The 17,017-nt window shown below is 73.2% G+C and carries 18 protein-coding genes; 10 read left to right on the forward strand and 8 right to left on the reverse strand.

Annotated features, from left to right (window positions below; all coding sequences use genetic code 11):
• The first annotated feature begins 190 nt into the window (after nucleotides 1-190).
• On the forward strand, nucleotides 191-694 hold the full coding sequence (locus ACIQRW_RS15780) for a hypothetical protein (RefSeq protein WP_403759838.1): 504 nt from the start codon (nucleotides 191-193) through the stop codon (nucleotides 692-694).
• Between the two features lie 170 nt (nucleotides 695-864).
• Nucleotides 865-1,020 (forward strand): hypothetical protein, encoded by a 156-nt coding sequence (locus ACIQRW_RS15785; RefSeq protein WP_010059700.1) that lies wholly within the window; start codon nucleotides 865-867, stop codon nucleotides 1,018-1,020.
• A 229-nt stretch (nucleotides 1,021-1,249) separates the two neighbouring features.
• Here the strand turns inward: ACIQRW_RS15785 and ACIQRW_RS15790 are convergent, their stop codons facing one another.
• A complete protein-coding gene (locus ACIQRW_RS15790; protein WP_403759841.1) occupies nucleotides 1,250-3,019 on the reverse strand; it encodes a dolichyl-phosphate-mannose--protein mannosyltransferase in 1,770 nt (589 codons plus the stop codon).
• 53 nt (nucleotides 3,020-3,072) lie between these two features.
• Here ACIQRW_RS15790 and rsmI point away from each other — a divergent pair, with 53 nt between their 5' ends.
• Nucleotides 3,073-3,957, forward strand: a complete 885-nt coding sequence (gene rsmI / locus ACIQRW_RS15795; RefSeq protein ID WP_403759844.1) for a 16S rRNA (cytidine(1402)-2'-O)-methyltransferase — start codon at nucleotides 3,073-3,075, stop codon at nucleotides 3,955-3,957.
• 129 nt (nucleotides 3,958-4,086) lie between these two features.
• Here the strand turns inward: rsmI and ACIQRW_RS15800 are convergent, their stop codons facing one another.
• From ACIQRW_RS15800 to ACIQRW_RS15820, 5 genes are read right to left on the reverse strand one after another with little or no spacing between them, the layout of a single operon-like run.
• On the reverse strand, nucleotides 4,087-5,154 hold the full coding sequence (locus ACIQRW_RS15800) for a serine hydrolase domain-containing protein (RefSeq protein ID WP_403759847.1): 1,068 nt from the start codon (nucleotides 5,152-5,154) through the stop codon (nucleotides 4,087-4,089).
• Nucleotides 5,151-6,080, reverse strand: a complete 930-nt coding sequence (locus ACIQRW_RS15805; RefSeq protein WP_403759850.1) for a DUF6895 family protein — start codon at nucleotides 6,078-6,080, stop codon at nucleotides 5,151-5,153. The genes ACIQRW_RS15800 and ACIQRW_RS15805 overlap by 4 nt, the downstream gene beginning before the upstream one ends.
• The gene (locus tag ACIQRW_RS15810) at nucleotides 6,077-7,147 is read right to left on the reverse strand and encodes a DUF6895 family protein (protein WP_403759852.1); all 1,071 of its coding nucleotides are present in this window, start codon (nucleotides 7,145-7,147) and stop codon (nucleotides 6,077-6,079) included. Before ACIQRW_RS15810 ends, ACIQRW_RS15805 begins: the two co-directional genes overlap by 4 nt.
• Nucleotides 7,144-7,851, reverse strand: a complete 708-nt coding sequence (locus tag ACIQRW_RS15815; RefSeq protein WP_403759855.1) for a hypothetical protein — start codon at nucleotides 7,849-7,851, stop codon at nucleotides 7,144-7,146. The genes ACIQRW_RS15810 and ACIQRW_RS15815 overlap by 4 nt, the downstream gene beginning before the upstream one ends.
• 10 nt (nucleotides 7,852-7,861) lie before the next feature.
• Complete coding sequence (locus tag ACIQRW_RS15820; RefSeq protein ID WP_098892314.1) at nucleotides 7,862-8,038, reverse strand: hypothetical protein; 177 nt, start codon at nucleotides 8,036-8,038, stop codon at nucleotides 7,862-7,864.
• A 453-nt stretch (nucleotides 8,039-8,491) separates the two neighbouring features.
• Between ACIQRW_RS15820 and ACIQRW_RS15825 the strand changes: the two genes are divergently transcribed.
• The 6 genes from ACIQRW_RS15825 (at nucleotide 8,492) to ACIQRW_RS15850 (ending at nucleotide 14,497) form a co-directional block, all read left to right on the forward strand.
• A complete protein-coding gene (locus ACIQRW_RS15825) occupies nucleotides 8,492-8,863 on the forward strand; it encodes a hypothetical protein (RefSeq protein ID WP_403759858.1) in 372 nt (123 codons plus the stop codon).
• A gap of 133 nt (nucleotides 8,864-8,996) precedes the next feature.
• On the forward strand, nucleotides 8,997-9,872 hold the full coding sequence (locus ACIQRW_RS15830) for a TatD family hydrolase (RefSeq protein ID WP_403759861.1): 876 nt from the start codon (nucleotides 8,997-8,999) through the stop codon (nucleotides 9,870-9,872).
• 118 nt (nucleotides 9,873-9,990) lie between these two features.
• Nucleotides 9,991-11,298 carry a ubiquitin-like domain-containing protein gene (locus ACIQRW_RS15835; RefSeq protein WP_403759864.1) on the forward strand — a complete coding sequence of 436 codons (1,308 nt, stop codon included), beginning with the start codon at nucleotides 9,991-9,993 and terminating at the stop codon, nucleotides 11,296-11,298.
• Entirely contained in the window at nucleotides 11,295-12,167 is an 873-nt protein-coding gene (rsmA, locus tag ACIQRW_RS15840; protein ID WP_403759867.1) for a 16S rRNA (adenine(1518)-N(6)/adenine(1519)-N(6))-dimethyltransferase RsmA, read from the forward strand. Before ACIQRW_RS15835 ends, rsmA begins: the two co-directional genes overlap by 4 nt.
• On the forward strand, nucleotides 12,164-13,063 hold the full coding sequence (locus ACIQRW_RS15845; protein WP_403759870.1) for a 4-(cytidine 5'-diphospho)-2-C-methyl-D-erythritol kinase: 900 nt from the start codon (nucleotides 12,164-12,166) through the stop codon (nucleotides 13,061-13,063). Before rsmA ends, ACIQRW_RS15845 begins: the two co-directional genes overlap by 4 nt.
• Nucleotides 13,064-13,144: 81 nt before the next feature.
• Nucleotides 13,145-14,497: an acyltransferase gene (locus ACIQRW_RS15850; protein WP_403759873.1), complete on the forward strand. Its 1,353-nt coding sequence runs from the start codon at nucleotides 13,145-13,147 to the stop codon at nucleotides 14,495-14,497.
• Between the two features lie 10 nt (nucleotides 14,498-14,507).
• Here ACIQRW_RS15850 and ACIQRW_RS15855 read toward each other — a convergent pair whose 3' ends face one another.
• Entirely contained in the window at nucleotides 14,508-14,768 is a 261-nt protein-coding gene (locus ACIQRW_RS15855; protein WP_403759876.1) for a Txe/YoeB family addiction module toxin, read from the reverse strand.
• Complete coding sequence (locus tag ACIQRW_RS15860) at nucleotides 14,765-15,016, reverse strand: type II toxin-antitoxin system prevent-host-death family antitoxin (protein WP_361878268.1); 252 nt, start codon at nucleotides 15,014-15,016, stop codon at nucleotides 14,765-14,767. Before ACIQRW_RS15860 ends, ACIQRW_RS15855 begins: the two co-directional genes overlap by 4 nt.
• A 153-nt stretch (nucleotides 15,017-15,169) precedes the next feature.
• Here ACIQRW_RS15860 and ACIQRW_RS15865 point away from each other — a divergent pair, with 153 nt between their 5' ends.
• Nucleotides 15,170-16,987 carry an ABC-F family ATP-binding cassette domain-containing protein gene (locus tag ACIQRW_RS15865; protein WP_403759880.1) on the forward strand — a complete coding sequence of 606 codons (1,818 nt, stop codon included), beginning with the start codon at nucleotides 15,170-15,172 and terminating at the stop codon, nucleotides 16,985-16,987.
• Nucleotides 16,988-17,017: the final 30 nt, after the last annotated feature.

A 17,017-nucleotide genomic window follows, 5' to 3' on the forward strand; every position in this document is an offset into this window, starting at 1 on the left:
CTGCGACGGCGCTCAACGTACGCGAGGGCACCGACACCCCTGGCCGTGGTTGCCGACAACAGGCAGCCGGGGCCGGTGCGGCAGTGCCGACATCACCCCCTGAAATCGCCTCGGTCGCCCGCCTACCCTGCTCGGAGACGAGGAAGCGGAACGTCGGCTGGGCGCCGACGGGCAAGGGGGGGCGAGCCAGATGGACGGCGAAGCGAGCGGGGGCGCGTCCGCGGTGCGCGCCCCGGCGAACACGGGTGCGGCAGGCAGCGGCGCGAACGGGCTGGGGCCCCGTGCGTCCATGCTGATGTCGTTGGCTCTCGGCCTGCTCCTGGGGGCGCTGTCGGCGCTGGTGATGTTTCCGGCGGCAGAACACCTGCGCTCCCTCCAGGACGGCGAGCGGGCTCAGGCGACCCTGCACACCAGCGGCGCGTGCATGGCGGGCCAGTGCGAGGTGAAGTTCGAGGCCGGCGGGCGGACCGTGGTGGCGGACCTCCCGGTGGGCAGCGGAGGCGGCAAGCGGTCCGTCGGCGCAGCCATGACCGTCCGGTACCAGGCGGACGACCCGCAGGTGGTCGTCCGAGAAGACGACCTCGGGGGTGGCGGCGCGGCCCTACTGGCGTGGATGTCGGGCGGGTCCGCCGCGTTCTTCCTGGTGATTTCGGGGGCGGCCGCGATTCTTCTGGCGCGACAGCGGCGGTCGTGACGGCGATGATGTGTAAGCGATGTGTGAATGCCGAATTGCGGGGCACCAGGACCTTCGCAACGAGGTTCTGGCGACATTCGGAACCGGGCGGTACCGGTGAGGTGGCACTGAGGCCGTTGTGAAGCGCAGGCGCATACGCGTCTGAACTGACTTGACGATGGGAAACGAAAATGATCATTCTTGGGCTTATTCTGCTGATCATCGGCCTGCTTGTCGGCATGGGGCTCCTGACGACCATCGGCGGCATCCTCATTCTGGTGGGTGCCATCCTGTGGATCCTGGGTGCGACCGGCCGCGCGGTGGGCGGGCGAAAGCACTTCTTCTAACCTTCGGGTTCAGAGGAGAGAGCCGGGAAGTCTGTCGACCGGACGGAATCCTGTGAAATGCGGGCGGGGGGGGGGGGGGGGGGGGGGGGGGGGGGGGGGGGGGGGGGGGGGGGGCGCCCCCCCCCCCCCGGGCCCCCCCCCCCCCCCCCGCCGGGGGGGCGGCCCCCCCCCCCCCCCCCCCCCCCCCCCCGCCCGCATTTCGACTTCCTGCCCGGTCACGTCGGGGTGCCTACACCCACGTGTCCAGCCACATCCGGTCCCGCCACAGGTCCTCCGGGATCGATGTCCCCGTGTACAGGGGCCAGAAGTAGATGAAGTTCCAGACGACCAGGAGCACCAGCACGCCCACCGCGATCGCCCCCAGCGTGCGGCGGCGTTCGCCGGTGGGGTCCTGGGCGGTGAGGCCCAGTTCGGCCCGGGCGCCCGTGCCCGCCGCCGGGCCCGCGATCGCGCCCAGCATCATCGTCACGGCCAGACACAGGAACGGGACGAAGACCACCGCGTAGAAGAGGAAGATCGTCCGCTCCTGGTAGAAGAACCAGGGCAGCCAGCCCGCCACCACACCGCAGGCGATGGCGCCCGCCCGCCAGTCGCGGCGGAAGAGCCAGCGCCAGACGACGTACGCGAGGGCGAAGCAGGCCAGCCACCACAGCAGAGGGGTGCCGATGGCGAGGACCTCGCTGGCGCACTTGCCGGTCGCCGACTCCTTGCAGCCCGCCTGCTCCTCGTAGTAGTACGACACGGGCCGGCCCAGCACGAGCCAGCTCCACGGGTTGGACTCGTAGGTGTGGCCCGAGGTCAGGCCGACGTGGAAGTCGTACACCTGGTTCTCGTAGTGCCACAGGCTGCGCAGCCAGTCCGGGAACAGCCAGCTCCAGGAGGAGTCCTTGCCCTCGGTGGCCGCCCAGTTCCGGTAGTAGCCCTTGTCCGTGACGATCCAGCCGGTCCACGACACGACGTACGTGACGATCGCGACCGGCACCGTGGAGAAGAACGCGGGGATCAGGTCGCGGCGCAGCACCGCCCGGTACGGGTGCACGGCCCCTGCCGTGCGGCGCGCCCCGACGTCCCACAGGACCGTCATCAGGCCGAACGCCGCCAGGACGTACAGGCCGTTCCACTTCGTGGCGAAGGCCAGGCCCAGCATCACGCCCGCCGCCAGCCGCCACGGCCGCCACCCCAGGCGCAGGGTCTCCGCGATCCGGGCGTCCGGGCGCAGCACCCCCTCCTCGTCGACCGGCAGCGCGTCGGCCAGTCGGCGGCGGGCATGGTCACGGTCGGCCACCAGACAGCCGAACGCGGCCAGCACGAAGAACATGACGATCAGGTCGAGCAGCGCGGTCCGGCTCATCACGAAGTGCAGGCCGTCCACCGCGAGCAGCAGCCCCGCCAGGCAGCCCAGGAACGTGGAGCGGAACAGCCGCCGGCCGATCCGGCAGAGGAGGAGAACGGAGATGGTGCCGAGCACCGCCACCATGAAGCGCCAGCCGAACGGCGTGAAGCCGAACAGCTGCTCGCCGAGCCCGATGATCCACTTGCCGACCGGCGGATGCACCACATAACCCGGGTCGGTCGGGATCGGGACGGAGGAGGGGTCCTTCAGGATCAGTTTGTCGACGTCCTTGGGCCAGGACCCCTCGTACCCCTGGTTGACCAGCGCCCACGCGTCCTTCGCGTAATACGTCTCGTCGAATATCACCGCGTGCGGCTGGTCCAGCCGCCAGAAGCGCAGCAGCCCGGCGACCAGCGTCACGAGCAGCGGACCGCCCCAGCCGGACCACCGCACCAGCCGGTCGGCCACGTGCGGCGGGATCGCGAGCACCGACCACACCTGCCGTCCCGGCCGGGTGTACGGCGGGTCCAGCCGGTCGCGGAGAGAGATCTCCGGACGGGGAACATGGCCGAAGCGGCGCAGCCGCCGTTGCCAGGAGGTCGGCTGTTCGCCGAGCGGGTCCCCGGCGTCTTGGCCCCGCTGGGTCTCGGGTGCGGTACTCGTCACCGCGCCATCGTAGGGAACGCATCTGTGCGAAGGGCGCTGCCCGTGCTGCGAGGATGGCTGATGTGACTGGAACGACTGGAACGCTCGTGCTCGCAGGGACCCCCATCGGTGACGTGTCGGACGCCCCGCCACGCCTCGCCGCCGAACTGGAGCGGGCCGACGTCGTCGCCGCCGAGGACACCCGGCGGCTGCGCCGGCTCACCCAGGCGCTCGGCATCCACACCTCGGGGCGTGTCGTCTCCTACTTCGAGGGGAACGAGTCGGCCCGTACGCCGGAACTCGTCGAAGCCCTGACCGGCGGCGCGCGTGTCCTGCTCGTCACGGACGCGGGCATGCCGTCCGTCTCCGACCCCGGCTACCGGCTCGTCGCCGCCGCCGTGGAGAAGGACATCCGCGTCACCGCCGTCCCGGGGCCCAGCGCCGTACTCACCGCGCTCGCGCTCTCCGGGCTGCCCGTGGACCGGTTCTGCTTCGAGGGGTTCCTGCCGCGCAAGGCCGGGGAACGGCTCTCCAAGCTCCGGGAGGTCGGGGACGAGCGGCGCACCATGGTCTTCTTCGAGGCCCCTCACCGGCTCGACGACACCCTCGCCGCGATGGCCGAGGTCTTCGGCGCCGAGCGCCGCGCCGCCGTGTGCCGGGAGCTGACCAAGACGTACGAGGAGGTCAAGCGCGGTCCGCTCGGCGAACTGGCCGTGTGGGCCGCCGACGGCGTACGCGGGGAGATCACCGTCGTCGTGGAGGGCGCCACCGACTCCGGCGACGAGGGACTGGACGCCGAGGAGCTGGTGCGGCGCGTGCGCGTGCGCGAGGAGGCGGGGGAGCGGCGCAAGGAGGCGATCGCCGCTGTCGCCGCCGCCGCGGGGCTGCCCAAGCGGGACGTCTTCGACGCGGTGGTGGCCGCCAAGAACGCGGAGAAGGCCGCTCCGCCGAAGCCATAGCGCTTACGGCGTCTCGGTCAGTCGGCCGTTGCGCTTACGGCGTCTCGGTCAGTCGGCCGTTGCGCTTACGGCGTCTCGGTCAGCCGGCCGTAGCGCCTACGGCGTCTCCGTCAGGCAGTCCGTAGCGGCCTACGGCGTCTCCGTCAGCAGGCCGTACGCCGTCGCGACGAACGTGTCCGCCCGGTGCACCCGCCGCGTCGCCGTCGCCGCCACCGCGAGACCCGTGCCCGGGCGGAAGCCCAGGAACGCCTGCTGGCCGAGGGTCGCTCCCGCGTGGAAGAGGACCGGGCCGTACGGGGACGGGTGGTGGAACCACGTGAGCGTGTGGGTGTGCGCGTGCCGCAGGCCCCGCCGCAGCAGGGGGCGGGACACGTCGGCGAGCGCGGCGACCAGCGTCGGGTCCCGGGGGTCGGGCCCGCCCGGACGTTCCTCCAGGTGCGCCTCCAGGAACGTCAGCAGGTCCAGCGGGGTCGCCCGGACCGCGCCCGCCGCCGTGAAGCCCCCGGTGTCCAGCGCGGGCACCGGCGTCCCGTCGCGGCGGTGGCCGACCGCCTCCGTGCCCTCCGGCCCCGGGCGCACCCGGGTCGCGTCCAGCCGCAGCGGGGCCAGCACCTGCTGGTGCAGCAGGACCTCCCACGGGGTGCCGGTGGCCGCCGCCAGGGTGTGGCCGAGGACCGAGACGGCGAAGTTCGAGTAGTGCCAGCGGGTCCCGGGCCGGTGGCGCGGGCGGGCCCGCAGGAAGGCCCGGACCACCCGGTCCGCCGGGTAGCCGCCGTACGGGTCGGTGGACCACCGGGGCACCGCCTGCGGGTAGAAGTCGGCAGGCAGGCCCGGCAGCCCCGAGGTGTGGGTGAGCAGATGGCGCAGGGTGATCCGGCGCACCGCCGGGTGCACCGGGAAGCCCGGGGCCAGCAGGTCCGCCGCCCGGTCCGCGTACCGCACCCGGCCCTGCGCCACCAGTCGGGCCAGCAGCAGCCCCGCGTACGGCTTCGACGCCGAGCCCAGCTCGTGGCCCAGCAGCTCACGGGGGACCGGGCCGGGCTCCCCGCTCCCCCCGGTGTGGACGGTGCGCACCCCGTTCCGGCTGACCGCGAGCACCAGGTCCGGGGCGTCGACCGCCCGGGCCGCCTCGGCGAGGAGGCGTACGGTGGCCGAGGAGTCGGGCGTGTCCACGCGGACCGCCGTCGCGTCCGTCATGCCGGGGCCGGGGCGGCGGAGAGGTCGGACAGCGCCCGGGACATCGCGAGCGCCGAGGCGAACGCGGCGACCAGCGTCGGGTGGTAGACGAGGTCGAACACCGCCTCCTCGTCGCCCTCCGGCATCCCGCCGACCACCGGCATCGCCCCGTCCGGCTGCTGGGCCTGCGCGAACCCCTGCCAGGCCGCCGGGTCCAGCGTCGGTTCGGGGAGGCACGCGTCGACGACCAGCAGCTCGCCCAGCAGGTCCCACCGTTTCAGGTCCAGCCAGTCGTCCAGCCAGACCGGCAGCCACAGCGCCAGGTACTCCGCGATGTCGGCGGGCAGCCCGGCCGGCTTCTCGCCCCAGTCGGTGAGGTGGAACACCGTGTGCGTGATGTCGTAGCCGATGTGGCCCTCGACCGTCCACGGCTCGGCCCGCCGCGCCAGCCAGGTGTGGGCCAGCGCCGCCGTCTCCGGGATGCCCGGCTCCACCCCGAAGCGCCGCTCGATCGCGCTCAGGCCGAGCCGCCGCACCGGCAGCACCTCCAGCGCCGCCCAGCTGGCCAGCCGGTGGTTGAGCCGGATCGCGGACTCCAGGTCCGGCTGCCGGTAGCCCAGCTCCCGGAACGGTACGTAGACCTCCAGCGGCACCGGCGACAGCGGTTCGCGCCGCTGGCCCTCCAGCAGCCGCGCACCGGAGTCCAGCAGCTCGTGCCAGGCGTGGTCCAGGAGCTTGTGGGCCAGGGAGGACTGCTGCGAGCCGGCCACGCCCTCGCGGAAGATGACCTTGCCGATCAGCGCCAGCTCGCCCAGCGGCTTGAAACGGTCCAGCATCCCCGCCTCCGGGGACGGGTCGGCCTCCAGCCGGAACCCCTCCCGGTGTTCGTACAGCCAGCCCAGGGCCTTCGCCCCCACGTCGTGGATCTGCTGGATGCCGCTGCTCATGCGGTCCGCCTTTCCCGGCCGGGCACGGCCTCGCCGGTCCCGGCCGCCCCGCGCAGCGACCTCAGGGACAGGGCCGCGGCGAAGGCCGTCACGAGGGTGGAGTGGTAGCAGTCGATGAAGGGGTACGGCTCCGGGGCCGTCGTGTCCCGCACCGGCGAGCCGGTCTCCGGCACGCAGCCGGTCCCGTGCTGTACGTCGGCGAGCACCGGCCACACCGCGTCCAGCAGCTCGACGGGCCCGGGGGCCGGCAACGACGCCGCCACCGCCAGCAGCTCGCCGGTGAGGTCCCACTGGCCGCTCTCCACGCAGCCGTCGGCCCACGCGGGCAGCCAGGTCCGCAGATAGCCGTCGATCCTCGCGGGGACCCGCTCGGGCATCCGGCCCCAGTCCGTGAGGTGGAAGACGGTGTGGGTCAGCGCGTAGCCGGAGGGGCCCTCGAACATCCAGGGCTCCGACAGGCCGCCCAGCCAGGTCCGGGACAGGACCGCGCCCGCGTCCGTGTGGGTCACCACGCCGACCCGCCGCTCGGAGTTGACCAGGCCCAGCTGCCGGTTGGCGTGCTGCTCGGTGTGGGCCCAGGCGCGGGTCGCGGTGAGCGGGCGGGCCAGGGCCTCGAAGCCCTCGTGGCGCAGCCCGTACCCGGCGAAGGCGGCGTAGATCTCGTACGGGTACGCGGCGAACGGCTCGGCGCGCAGCAGCTCCAGCAGCAGCTCGCCCGCCGCCACCTGCTCCCAGGCGTACGTGACGAGCTCCCCGGCCAGCTCGTGCTCCGGGGTGCCGGGGGCGGTGGTGCGGCGGATCGTGGAGCCGAGCTGGGCCAGTTCGCCCAGTGGCTTCAGCGTGGCGTTGACCTGGGTGTGGGGTTCCAGGACGTCGTCGGGGAGCGTGAAGTCCGCCCGGTGCGCGTCGGTCCAGGCGAGGGCGGAGCGCAGGACGCCGGGGAGGACCGCGAGCGCGGCGCCGGGGGCCGGGTGCTCCCGGTGGGCCGTGGACCCCGGCCCCGGGCGTCCCCGCGGACCCCCGGCCGGGCGGTCCTGGGAGGGGCCCTCGGTCGCGGTCGTGGTCACCGTGCCCTCGCTTCGGCCATCAGCCGGGCGGCCCGCACATGGAGGGTGACCCGGGAGTCGTGGCCGCCCATCAGCTCGACGAAGTCCAGGCCGCGTTCCAGGCCCAGCGTCGACGGTTCGCCGCCGATGGCCGCGAGCCAGCGGCCCGCGCCCGCCGCCTGGAGCCAGTCGCGCCGCCGGACCGCGCGGACGAAGCCGCGCGACAGGTCGACGGCCCGGTTCGTCGCGGCCTGCCGCACGGCCGATGGGGCGGCCGGCACGGCCAGCGGCGCGAGGACCGAGAGCTGGTGGGTGAACGCCTGCCAGGGCGCCCCCTCCAGCCAGGCGGCGTCGGGCTCCGCGTACGTCGCGGGAGCAGCCGCACCCGGTGGGGACGGCGCCATCCGCTGGAGCGTGGAGATCATGTGCCAGTGGCTCCAGGCCGTCGCGGCCGGAGCGTCGGGCTTGGGCGGGAACTCCCGCACCGCCCGGTCGAGCACGGCGACGTCACCCGGATGCGGATGACGTCCGTAGAGAACACTGGGCAGCAGCAGGTCGGCCCCGATGACCCGTGCCGCCGCGATTCCGGTCCGATTCTCCTCGTCGATTCCCGCCGCGCCGCACACCGTGGCGAGGTGGTCCCCGCTCCGAAGAGCGAGGACCACCTCTGTTGCCAGGTCATGCACGGCGCCCGCGAGGGGCGACGAAGCATGTGTCTGGTCCATGTGCCGTCGACTAGCCCTTCTTCGGGCGCGGGGTCGGAGGCGAGAGCAGCAGCGCGCCGCCGCCCGCGAGAAGCGCGAGATAGGCGCATTCGCGGGAGTCGCGGTACAGGCCTTCGACCTCGCCCGGGTTGAGGGCGGCGTCGAGGTCGAGCTCGACGTCGGTGGCAGTGGTGTCCGTGGTGAACATGGGTTGTTCCCCGTCCTGTGGGAAATGGGGTGGACGTAATGAGTGAAAAGGAGGAATGGGGGCGCCGCAAATCGGCGTGCGACATCCGGGGAAATCGCGATTTCAATTGAATGGTGAATTCATGGGGTGCGGGCGGGGGAAAAGCCCGAGAATTCAGGGGAGGGAGGCGGGTGGGCGGGGGTGGTGCGCCGGGCGCATTCACGACCGGGGCACGGCGCGCTCGGGGGCGCTCGGTGGTCCGGCGGTCACGCACCGCCCTCCCTTGGTCCAGTCCACTGCCATGCGTCGGCAAAGGGCCTCCAAAGGAGGCCAAGAACGCACCAATATTGGCTCCGAGCTGGTGCGTCCGTACGGGTGCAGGTGTCCACTGGAGGGGACGGGCCACCTGCTCGAAAACCCTCGGGCGGGCCGCCCGCCCCCGGAGCGCGTGACCCGCGGCCAAGAGGAGCAGGCATGAGCGAGATCGCAGCCACCACTGTCCATGAGGCGTATGCCTTCGCCTGCATGAAGTGCGGGTACGGCTGGGAGCAGTCCTACGAGATAGAGCACCATGTCGACGTCCACGGTCACGCCTTCGTCGTCTACACGGCGGGCGGCGAGCGCGTGCCGTCCCCGCTCTCCACGCCCACCTGCACGAACTGCGGCGGACACGTGGTGCGCATTATGCGGGCGGGGCGGGTCGCCGGCGTCCAGGAGCTGCTGCGGAAGCAGCGGATGCCGCGCGCGGCGGAGGCCGCCGCGAAGGACCGGACGGTGTCGACCGCCGCCGCTCCGGCCCGCCACTGGCGCCTGTCCGACCTGCTCCACCCCTTCCACCGCAGGTGACACGGACCAGCCACCGCGGGTGACGTGATCCTTCCAGTGCGGATGGGGTGGGCCTTCCGTCGCGGATGACGTACCCGGGTGGCTTCCGCAGCCGACGATCGTACGAGGGTGGGGCCCTCGTACGATCGTCGGCATGAGCCGTACCGAAGCCCCGCCGCTGCCCGAGCCCCTGCGGGTTCCGGTCGCCGACTCCCACACGCACCTGGACATGCAGGACGCCACCGTCGAGGAGGCCCTCGCCCGGGCCGCCGCGGTGAACGTGACGGCCGTCGTCCAGGTCGGCTGCGACGTGGCCGGCTCCCGCTGGGCCGCCGACACCGCGGCCGCGCACCCCGCCGTCCACGCCTCGGTCGCCCTGCACCCCAACGAGGCCCCGCGCATCGTCCACGGGTACGTCGAGGGCACCGGCGGCACCGCACGGCAGGGGGCGAGGGAGCCCGGCGGCAGGGCGGCGCTGGACGAGGCGCTGGCGGAGATCGACGCGCTGGCCGCCCTCGACCACGTACGCGGGGTCGGCGAGACGGGCCTGGACTTCTTCCGCACCGGACCCGAGGGCGTCGCTGCCCAGGAGGAGTCCTTCCGGGCCCACATCGAGATCGCCAAGCGGCACGGCAAGGCCCTGGTCATCCACGACCGCGACGCGCACGAGGACGTCCTGCGGGTCCTGCTCGACGCGGGCGCGCCCGAGCGGACCGTGTTCCACTGCTACTCCGGCGACGCCGACATGGCCCGGATCTGCGCGCGGGCCGGGTACTTCATGTCCTTCGCGGGCAACGTGACCTTCAAGAACGCCCAGCCGCTGCGGGACGCCCTGGCCGTCGCCCCGACCGAGCTGGTCCTCGTCGAGACGGACGCCCCTTTCCTCACCCCCGCCCCGTACCGCGGGCGCCCCAACGCGCCCTACCTCATCCCGGTCACACTCCGCGCCATGGCCGAGGTGAAGGGTCTGGACGAGGACGTGCTGGCCGCCGCGATCTACGACAACACCGCGCGCGCGTTTGATTTCTGACCGCCGACCGGACCGGTGCGGGCACGCTGCGTAGTCGTGTCGCTTTGGAGAGTCACCGCCGCTCCGCTATCGTCCCCGCGCACGACGGGGCGGCAGCGGGCGGATCTTCGGGAGCGGCGTGAACGGCGTGAACACTTCGCAGGACAGGCGTCTCGGCGCGTTCCACGAGCAGCTGACCGTGGCCGACGGGGTGTGGGCGGCGGCCCCCGCCGCCCACACCCCGACGGTGGTCGACACCCCGCTCGCCCCGCCGCCGCCCGCGTGGCCCCGGCAGGGCCCCACCCGGGCCGACGCCCGGCGGGCCGCCAAGCGCCGCCGGACGCTCGTCGCGAACCCCGGGAGTCTGCGGCGCCTCGTCCCGAAGGCCCTCGTCGTCGCCTTCCTGGCCGGCGGCACCACCGCGTTCGTCGCCCACGACAAGGCCGTCCGCCTGAGCGTCGACGGCACACCCCGGACCCTGCACACCTTCTCCGACGACGTCACCGGGCTCCTGGAGGAGGAGGGCGTCACCGTCGGCACGCACGACGTCGTCTCCCCGGCCCCCGGCACGGGCCTCGACCACGGCGACGAGGTCGTCGTCCGCCACGGACGGCCGCTCACCCTCACCCTCGACGGCGTCCGCCGCCAGGTCTGGACGACCGCCGACACCGTGGCGGGGGCCCTGCGCGCCCTCGGGGTCCGGGCCGAGGGCGCGTACCTCTCCGCCGCCCGCTCCGCACGCATCGCCCGCACCGGCCTGACCCTCACCGTCCGCACCGAACGCGCCGTGACCTTCATGGCCGACGGCCAGGAACGCACCCTGCGCACCAACGCCGCCACCGTCCACGAGGCCCTCGCCGAGGCGGGCATCACCCTGCACGGCCACGACACCACCTCCGTCGACCCCGCGAGCTTCCCGCGCGACGGCCAGACGATCTCCGTCATGCGGATCACCGACACCCGCGAGGTGCACGAGGAGACGGTCCCGTACGCCGTCGAACGGAGCGAGGACCCCGAGCTGTTCCGGGGCGCCGAGGTCATCGAGCGGGCCGGCCGCAACGGGGTGCGCCGGGTCACGTACGCGGTCCGGACCGTCAACGGCGTCCGGCAGAAACCGCGCAGGACCGCCGAGGAACTGGTCCACCTGCCGGTCAGCCGCGTCGTGCGCACCGGCACCCGGCAGCGCCCCGCATCGGTCGCCGGGGCGGACGGGCTGAACTGGTCCGCGCTCGCCGCCTGCGAGTCCGGCGGCCGTCCCGGCGCGGTGGACCCGAGCGGGACGTACGGCGGGCTGTACCAGTTCGACACAGGGACCTGGCAGTCCCTCGGCGGCAGCGGCCGCCCCCAGGACGCACCCGCCGCCGAGCAGACGTACCGGGCGAAGAAGCTGTACGTGCAGCGGGGGGCGAGTCCGTGGCCCCACTGCGGCCGTAGGCTTACCGGGTGAGCAGCACAGAGCCCGACGCCCTCCTGGGCCCCGCAGACATCCGCGACCTGGCCGCGAAGCTGGGCGTACGCCCCACCAAGCAGCGCGGTCAGAACTTCGTCATCGACGCCAACACCGTCCGCCGCATCGTGCGCACGGCCGAGGTCCGCCCGGACGACACCGTCGTCGAGGTCGGCCCCGGGCTCGGCTCGCTGACCCTGGCGCTGCTGGAGGCGGCGGACCGGGTGGTCGCGGTCGAGATCGACGACGTGCTCGCGGGTGCCCTGCCCGCCACGGTCCAGGCGCGGATGCCGGAGCGGGCCGACCGCTTCACCCTCGTCCACTCCGACGCGATGCTGGTCACCGAACTGCCGGGCCCCGCGCCCACCGCGCTCGTCGCCAACCTCCCGTACAACGTGGCCGTGCCCGTCCTGCTCACCATGCTGGAGCGCTTCCCCAGCATCGAGCGGACCCTCGTCATGGTCCAGGCCGAGGTCGCCGACCGGCTGGCCGCCCGCCCCGGCAACAAGGTCTACGGCGTGCCGTCGGTGAAGGCCAACTGGTACGCGGAGGTCAAGCGCGCCGGGTCCATCGGCCGCACCGTCTTCTGGCCCGCCCCGAACGTCGACTCCGGGCTCGTCTCCCTGGTCCGGCGCACCGAGCCCATCGCCACCACCGCGAGCCGCGCCGAGGTCTTCGCCGTCGTGGACGCCGCCTTCGCCCAGCGCCGCAAGACCCTGCGCGCGGCCCTGTCCGGCTGGGCAGGCTCCGCGCCCGCCGCCGAGGCGGCGCTCGTCGCCGCCGGGATCTCCCCGCAGGCGCGCGGCGAGGCGCTGACGGTGGAGGAGTTCGCGGCGATCGCGGAGAACAAGCCGGAGGCGTCCGCATGAGCGCCGCCGTCACCGTCCGCGTCCCCGCCAAGGTCAACGCCCAGCTCGCCGTGGGCGCCGCCCGCCCCGACGGCTTCCACGACCTGGCCAACGTCTTCCTCGCGGTCGGCCTGTACGACGAGGTCACCGCGGCCCCCGCCGACGAGCTGCGCATCACCTGCTCGGGTCCGGACGCCGCCCAGGTCCCGCTGGACACCACCAACCTCGCCGCCCGCGCCGCCCTCGCGCTGGCCAAGCGGTACGGCATCGAGCCCGCCGTCCATCTGCACATCGCCAAGGACATCCCGGTCGCGGGCGGCATGGCGGGCGGCAGCGCCGACGGGGCCGCCGCGCTCGTCGCCTGCGACGCCCTGTGGGGGACCGGCGCGAGCCGCGACGAGCTGCTGGCCATCTGCGCGGAGCTGGGCAGCGACGTGCCGTTCAGCCTGGTCGGCGGGGCCGCGCTCGGCACCGGACGCGGCGAGAAGCTGACCCCGATCGAGGTGGGCGGAACCTTCCACTGGGTCTTCGCGGTGGCGGACGGCGGGCTCTCCACGCCCGCGGTGTACGGGGAGTTCGACCGCCTCACGGCCGGCACCGAGGTCCCGGAGCCGGCCGCGTCCCCCGCGCTCCTCGCCGCCCTGCGCTCCGGCGACTCCGGCGCACTCGCGAAGGCCCTGGGCAACGACCTCCAGCCCGCCGCGCTCTCCCTGCGCCCCTCCCTCGCCGAGACCCTGGCCGCGGGCACCGAGGCGGGGGCCCTGGCCGCCCTGGTCTCCGGGTCCGGGCCGACGACGGCGTTCCTGGTGGAGGACGAGTCGGCGGCCGAGAAGGTGGCGGCCGCACTGCTGACGTCCGGGACCTGCCGCAACACGCGCGTGGCGGCCTCGCCCGCGCCGGGGGCGCACGTCATCTGAACTCCCTGCCCGGCGTACTCATCCCGGATCTGAGTACGGTCGCGCTGCCGCGCCCCGCCCGGCGCGCGCGACCGTACGTCCATGGGATCAAGTGTTCGTGAACTGGCCGGGGCGACGCCCGCCACCCGGGACCGCTACGTCGACCTCCTACGGGTCGCGTCGCTCGGCGCGGTCGTGCTCGGCCACTGGCTGATGGCCGCCGTCACCCCGGACGGGGTGGGCAACCTGCTCGCCGTCGTCCCCGAGCTCCAGCCGCTGACCTGGCTGCTCCAGGTCATGCCGGTGTTCTTCTTCGTCGGTGGCTTCTCCCACGCGCTGTCCTACCGCTCCCTGCTCCGCAAGCGCACCGAGGGCTCCCAGAGCTCCCAGGGCTCCGAGGACTCCGTCTACTCCGCGTTCCTCCGCGCCCGCCTCCAGCGGCTGCTGCGCCCGACCATGGTCTTCGTCCTGGTGTGGGGTGCGGCGGCGCTGCTGGTCCAACTCCTCGGCGCGGGCGGCGGACTGACCGGCGTCACCCTGCGCATGGTGACCCAGCCCCTGTGGTTCATCGGGATCTACCTGGCGATGGTCGCCTTCACCCCGCCGCTGCTGAAACTGCACGAGCGGTACGGCTGGGGGGCCTTCGCCGGACTGGCCGGGGCGGCGCTCGCGGTGGACGTGCTGCGCTTCGCGGCCGGAGTCCCGTACGTCGAGTTCCTGAACTTCGCGTTCGTCTGGCTGGCCGTCCACCAGCTCGGCTTCCTGCGCGCCGACGGCCGCGTCCGCCGCCCCGCGCTCCTCGCCGGGGCGGGCCTGGTCACCGCCGGCGCGCTGGTGGCGTTCGGGCCGTACCCGCTGTCCATGGTCGGGATGCCCGGCGAGAAGGTCAGCAACATGGCCCCGCCGACCCTCGCCCTGCTCTGCCACGGCCTCTGGCTCGTCGGCGCGGTCGAACTCCTCCGCGCCCCGGCCGCCCGCCTGCTGGAGCGCCCCCGGGTCTGGCGCACGGTGGTGGCGGCCAACGGGGTGGCGATGACCGCGTTCCTCTGGCACCTCACGGCGATGTTCGGGGTGTACGGGGTGCTGCTCGGCCTCGGCGTCGAGCTGCCCGTGCCGGCGTCGGCCGCCTGGTGGGCCCAGGTCCCGCTGCGGCTCGCCCTCGCGGCGGCCCTCACCGCGGGGCTCGTCGCCGCCTTCCGCGCCTTCGAACGCCCGGTCTCCGGGACCTCCGGGGCCTCTACGACACCCGGAGCAGCCGGGGCCGGCCCCCTCGCCGCCCTCGGCGCGACGCTCTGCCTGCTCGGCGTGCTGGGCCTGTCGATGGTCGGCTTCGGCGGCCTGCTGGACGGCCGTACCGCCCTGCTGATCGTGATCCCGGTCAGCGCCCCGGCCGCCGTCGCGATGACACTGGGCGGCTGGCTGCTGGTGGAGCGGGCGGGGCGGGGCGGGCGGTAGGGGGCAGGCTTCAGCGGCCGTAGTGGTACCGGCAGGCGGCGATACGGACCTCGTCGTCGGCCACCTTGCAGATGAGCCGGTGTTCGTCGGTGATGCGGCGCGACCAGTACCCCTGGAAGCCGTGTTTCAGGGGCTCCGGCTTGCCCATTCCTTCGTTGCCGTTCCGGGCGATGTCCTGGAGCAGTGTGTTGATCCTCTTGTGGATCTTGCGATCCTGGTTCTGCCACCAGACGTAGTCGTCCCACGAGGACTGGTCCCACACGAACTTCACTCCGCGAGCTCCCGCACCGTGCCGCCGCCGTTCTCCAGGCGGTCGATCGAGGAGAGCAGCCGACGGGCGTTCTCCGGGCTCCGGAGCTGGTACGCGGTCTCCTTGAGGGACTCGTACTCATCGAGCGCCACTATCACCACGGGCTCGTGCCCGGCACGCGTGACCACGACCTCCTCGCGGTCGTCCACGACGGCGCTCAGGGTCTCGGCGTACTTCGCCCGCGATTCCGTATAGGTCATCGTCCGCATGCCCTGCTCCTCTGCACGTCATCTCCGTACGTCATTCTGTACGTACAGGAAATTGTACGGACCGCTGGTCGTGCGGGCAAGGCCGCACGACCGGACCCCCCGCCACCGCGCCGTACCCTGGGAAGGTCGATCAACCCCCTAGGCAGGAGTGAAATGGCCGTCAATCTGGTCAATGTCGAGCAGGTCAGCAAGGTGTACGGCACCCGTGCCCTGCTCGACGGTGTATCCCTCGGGGTCTCCGAGGGCGACCGGATCGGTGTCGTGGGCCGCAACGGCGACGGCAAGACCACCCTCATCCGGATGCTCGCCAAGCTGGAGGACGCGGACACCGGCCGCGTCACCCACAACGGCGGGCTGCGACTCGGCGTCCTCACCCAGCACGACTCCCTGGACCCGAAGAAGACCGTCCGCCAGGAGGTCATCGGCGATCTCGCCGACCACGAGTGGGCGGGCAGCGCCAAGATCCGCGACGTGCTCACCGGGCTCTTCGGCGGCCTCGCCCTCCCCGGCTTCGAGCACGGGCTCGACACCGTCATCGCCCCGCTCTCCGGTGGCGAGCGCCGCCGTATCGCGCTGGCCAAGCTCCTCATCGACGAGCAGGACCTGATCGTCCTCGACGAGCCCACCAACCACCTCGACGTCGAGGGCATCTCCTGGCTGGCCGGCCACCTGCGGACCCGGCGCTCCGCCCTCGTCTGCGTCACCCACGACCGGTGGTTCCTCGACCAGGTCTGCACCCGCATGTGGGACGTCCAGCGCGGCACCGTCCACGAGTACGAGGGCGGCTACAGCGACTACGTGTTCGCCCGCGCCGAGCGGGAGCGCATCGCCGCCACCGAGGAGTCCAAGCGGCAGAACCTCATGCGCAAGGAGCTGGCCTGGCTGCGCCGCGGCGCCCCCGCCCGTACCTCCAAGCCGCGCTACCGCATCGAGGCCGCCAACGAACTCATCGCCGACGTGCCGCCGCCGCGCGACACCAGCGAGCTGATGAAGTTCGCCAACGCCCGCCTCGGCAAGACCGTCTTCGACCTGGAGGACGTGACCGTCCAGGCCGGGCCCAAGACCCTCCTCACCCACCTCACCTGGCAGCTCGGCCCCGGCGACCGCGTCGGCCTGGTCGGCGTCAACGGCGCGGGCAAGACCTCGCTGCTGCGCGCGCTCGCCGAGGCCGCCCGCACCCAGGGCGACGAGCAGCCCGCCGCCGGGAAGGTCGTCGTCGGCAAGACCGTCAAGCTCGCCTACCTCTCCCAGGAGGTCACCGAGCTCAACCCGAACCTCCGGGTCCTGGAGGCCGTCCAGCAGGTGCGCGACCGGGTCGACCTCGGCAAGGGCCGCGAGATGACCGCCGGTCAGCTCTGCGAGCAGTTCGGCTTCACCAAGGAGAAGCAGTGGACGCCCGTCGGCGACCTCTCCGGCGGTGAGCGCCGCCGGCTCCAGATCCTGCGGCTGCTGATGGACGAGCCCAACGTCCTCTTCCTCGACGAGCCCACCAACGACCTCGACATCGAGACCCTGACGCAGCTGGAGGACCTCCTCGACAGCTGGCCCGGGTCGATGATCGTGATCTCCCACGACCGGTTCTTCATCGAGCGGACCACCGACCGGGTCATGGCGCTCCTCGGCGACCGCGCCCTGCGGATGCTGCCGCGCGGCATCGACGAGTATCTGGAGCGCCGCCGGCGGATGGAGGAGGAGTCCACCCCCTCCGCCGCCGCACCCCGTACGTCCACCGCGGCCGCCGCGGCCCCGGCCGTCTCGGCGCAGGAGGCCCGCGCCGCGAAGAAGGAGCTCCAGAAGGTCGAGCGGCAGCTCGACAAGCTCTCCACCCGGGAGACCGCGCTGCACAAGCAGATCGCCGACAACGCCACCGACTTCGAGAAGGTCGCGGGCCTCGACGCCGAACTGCGCGAACTCGTCACCGAGCGGGACGAGTTGGAGATGCGCTGGCTGGAACTGGCCGAGGACGTCTGACGGACGGCGGTGCGGCAGGTGGTAGAACGG

Source organism: Streptomyces sp. NPDC091287, from assembly GCF_044768525.1.
In the GTDB taxonomy this organism is placed as follows: Bacteria; Actinomycetota; Actinomycetes; order Streptomycetales; family Streptomycetaceae; genus Streptomyces.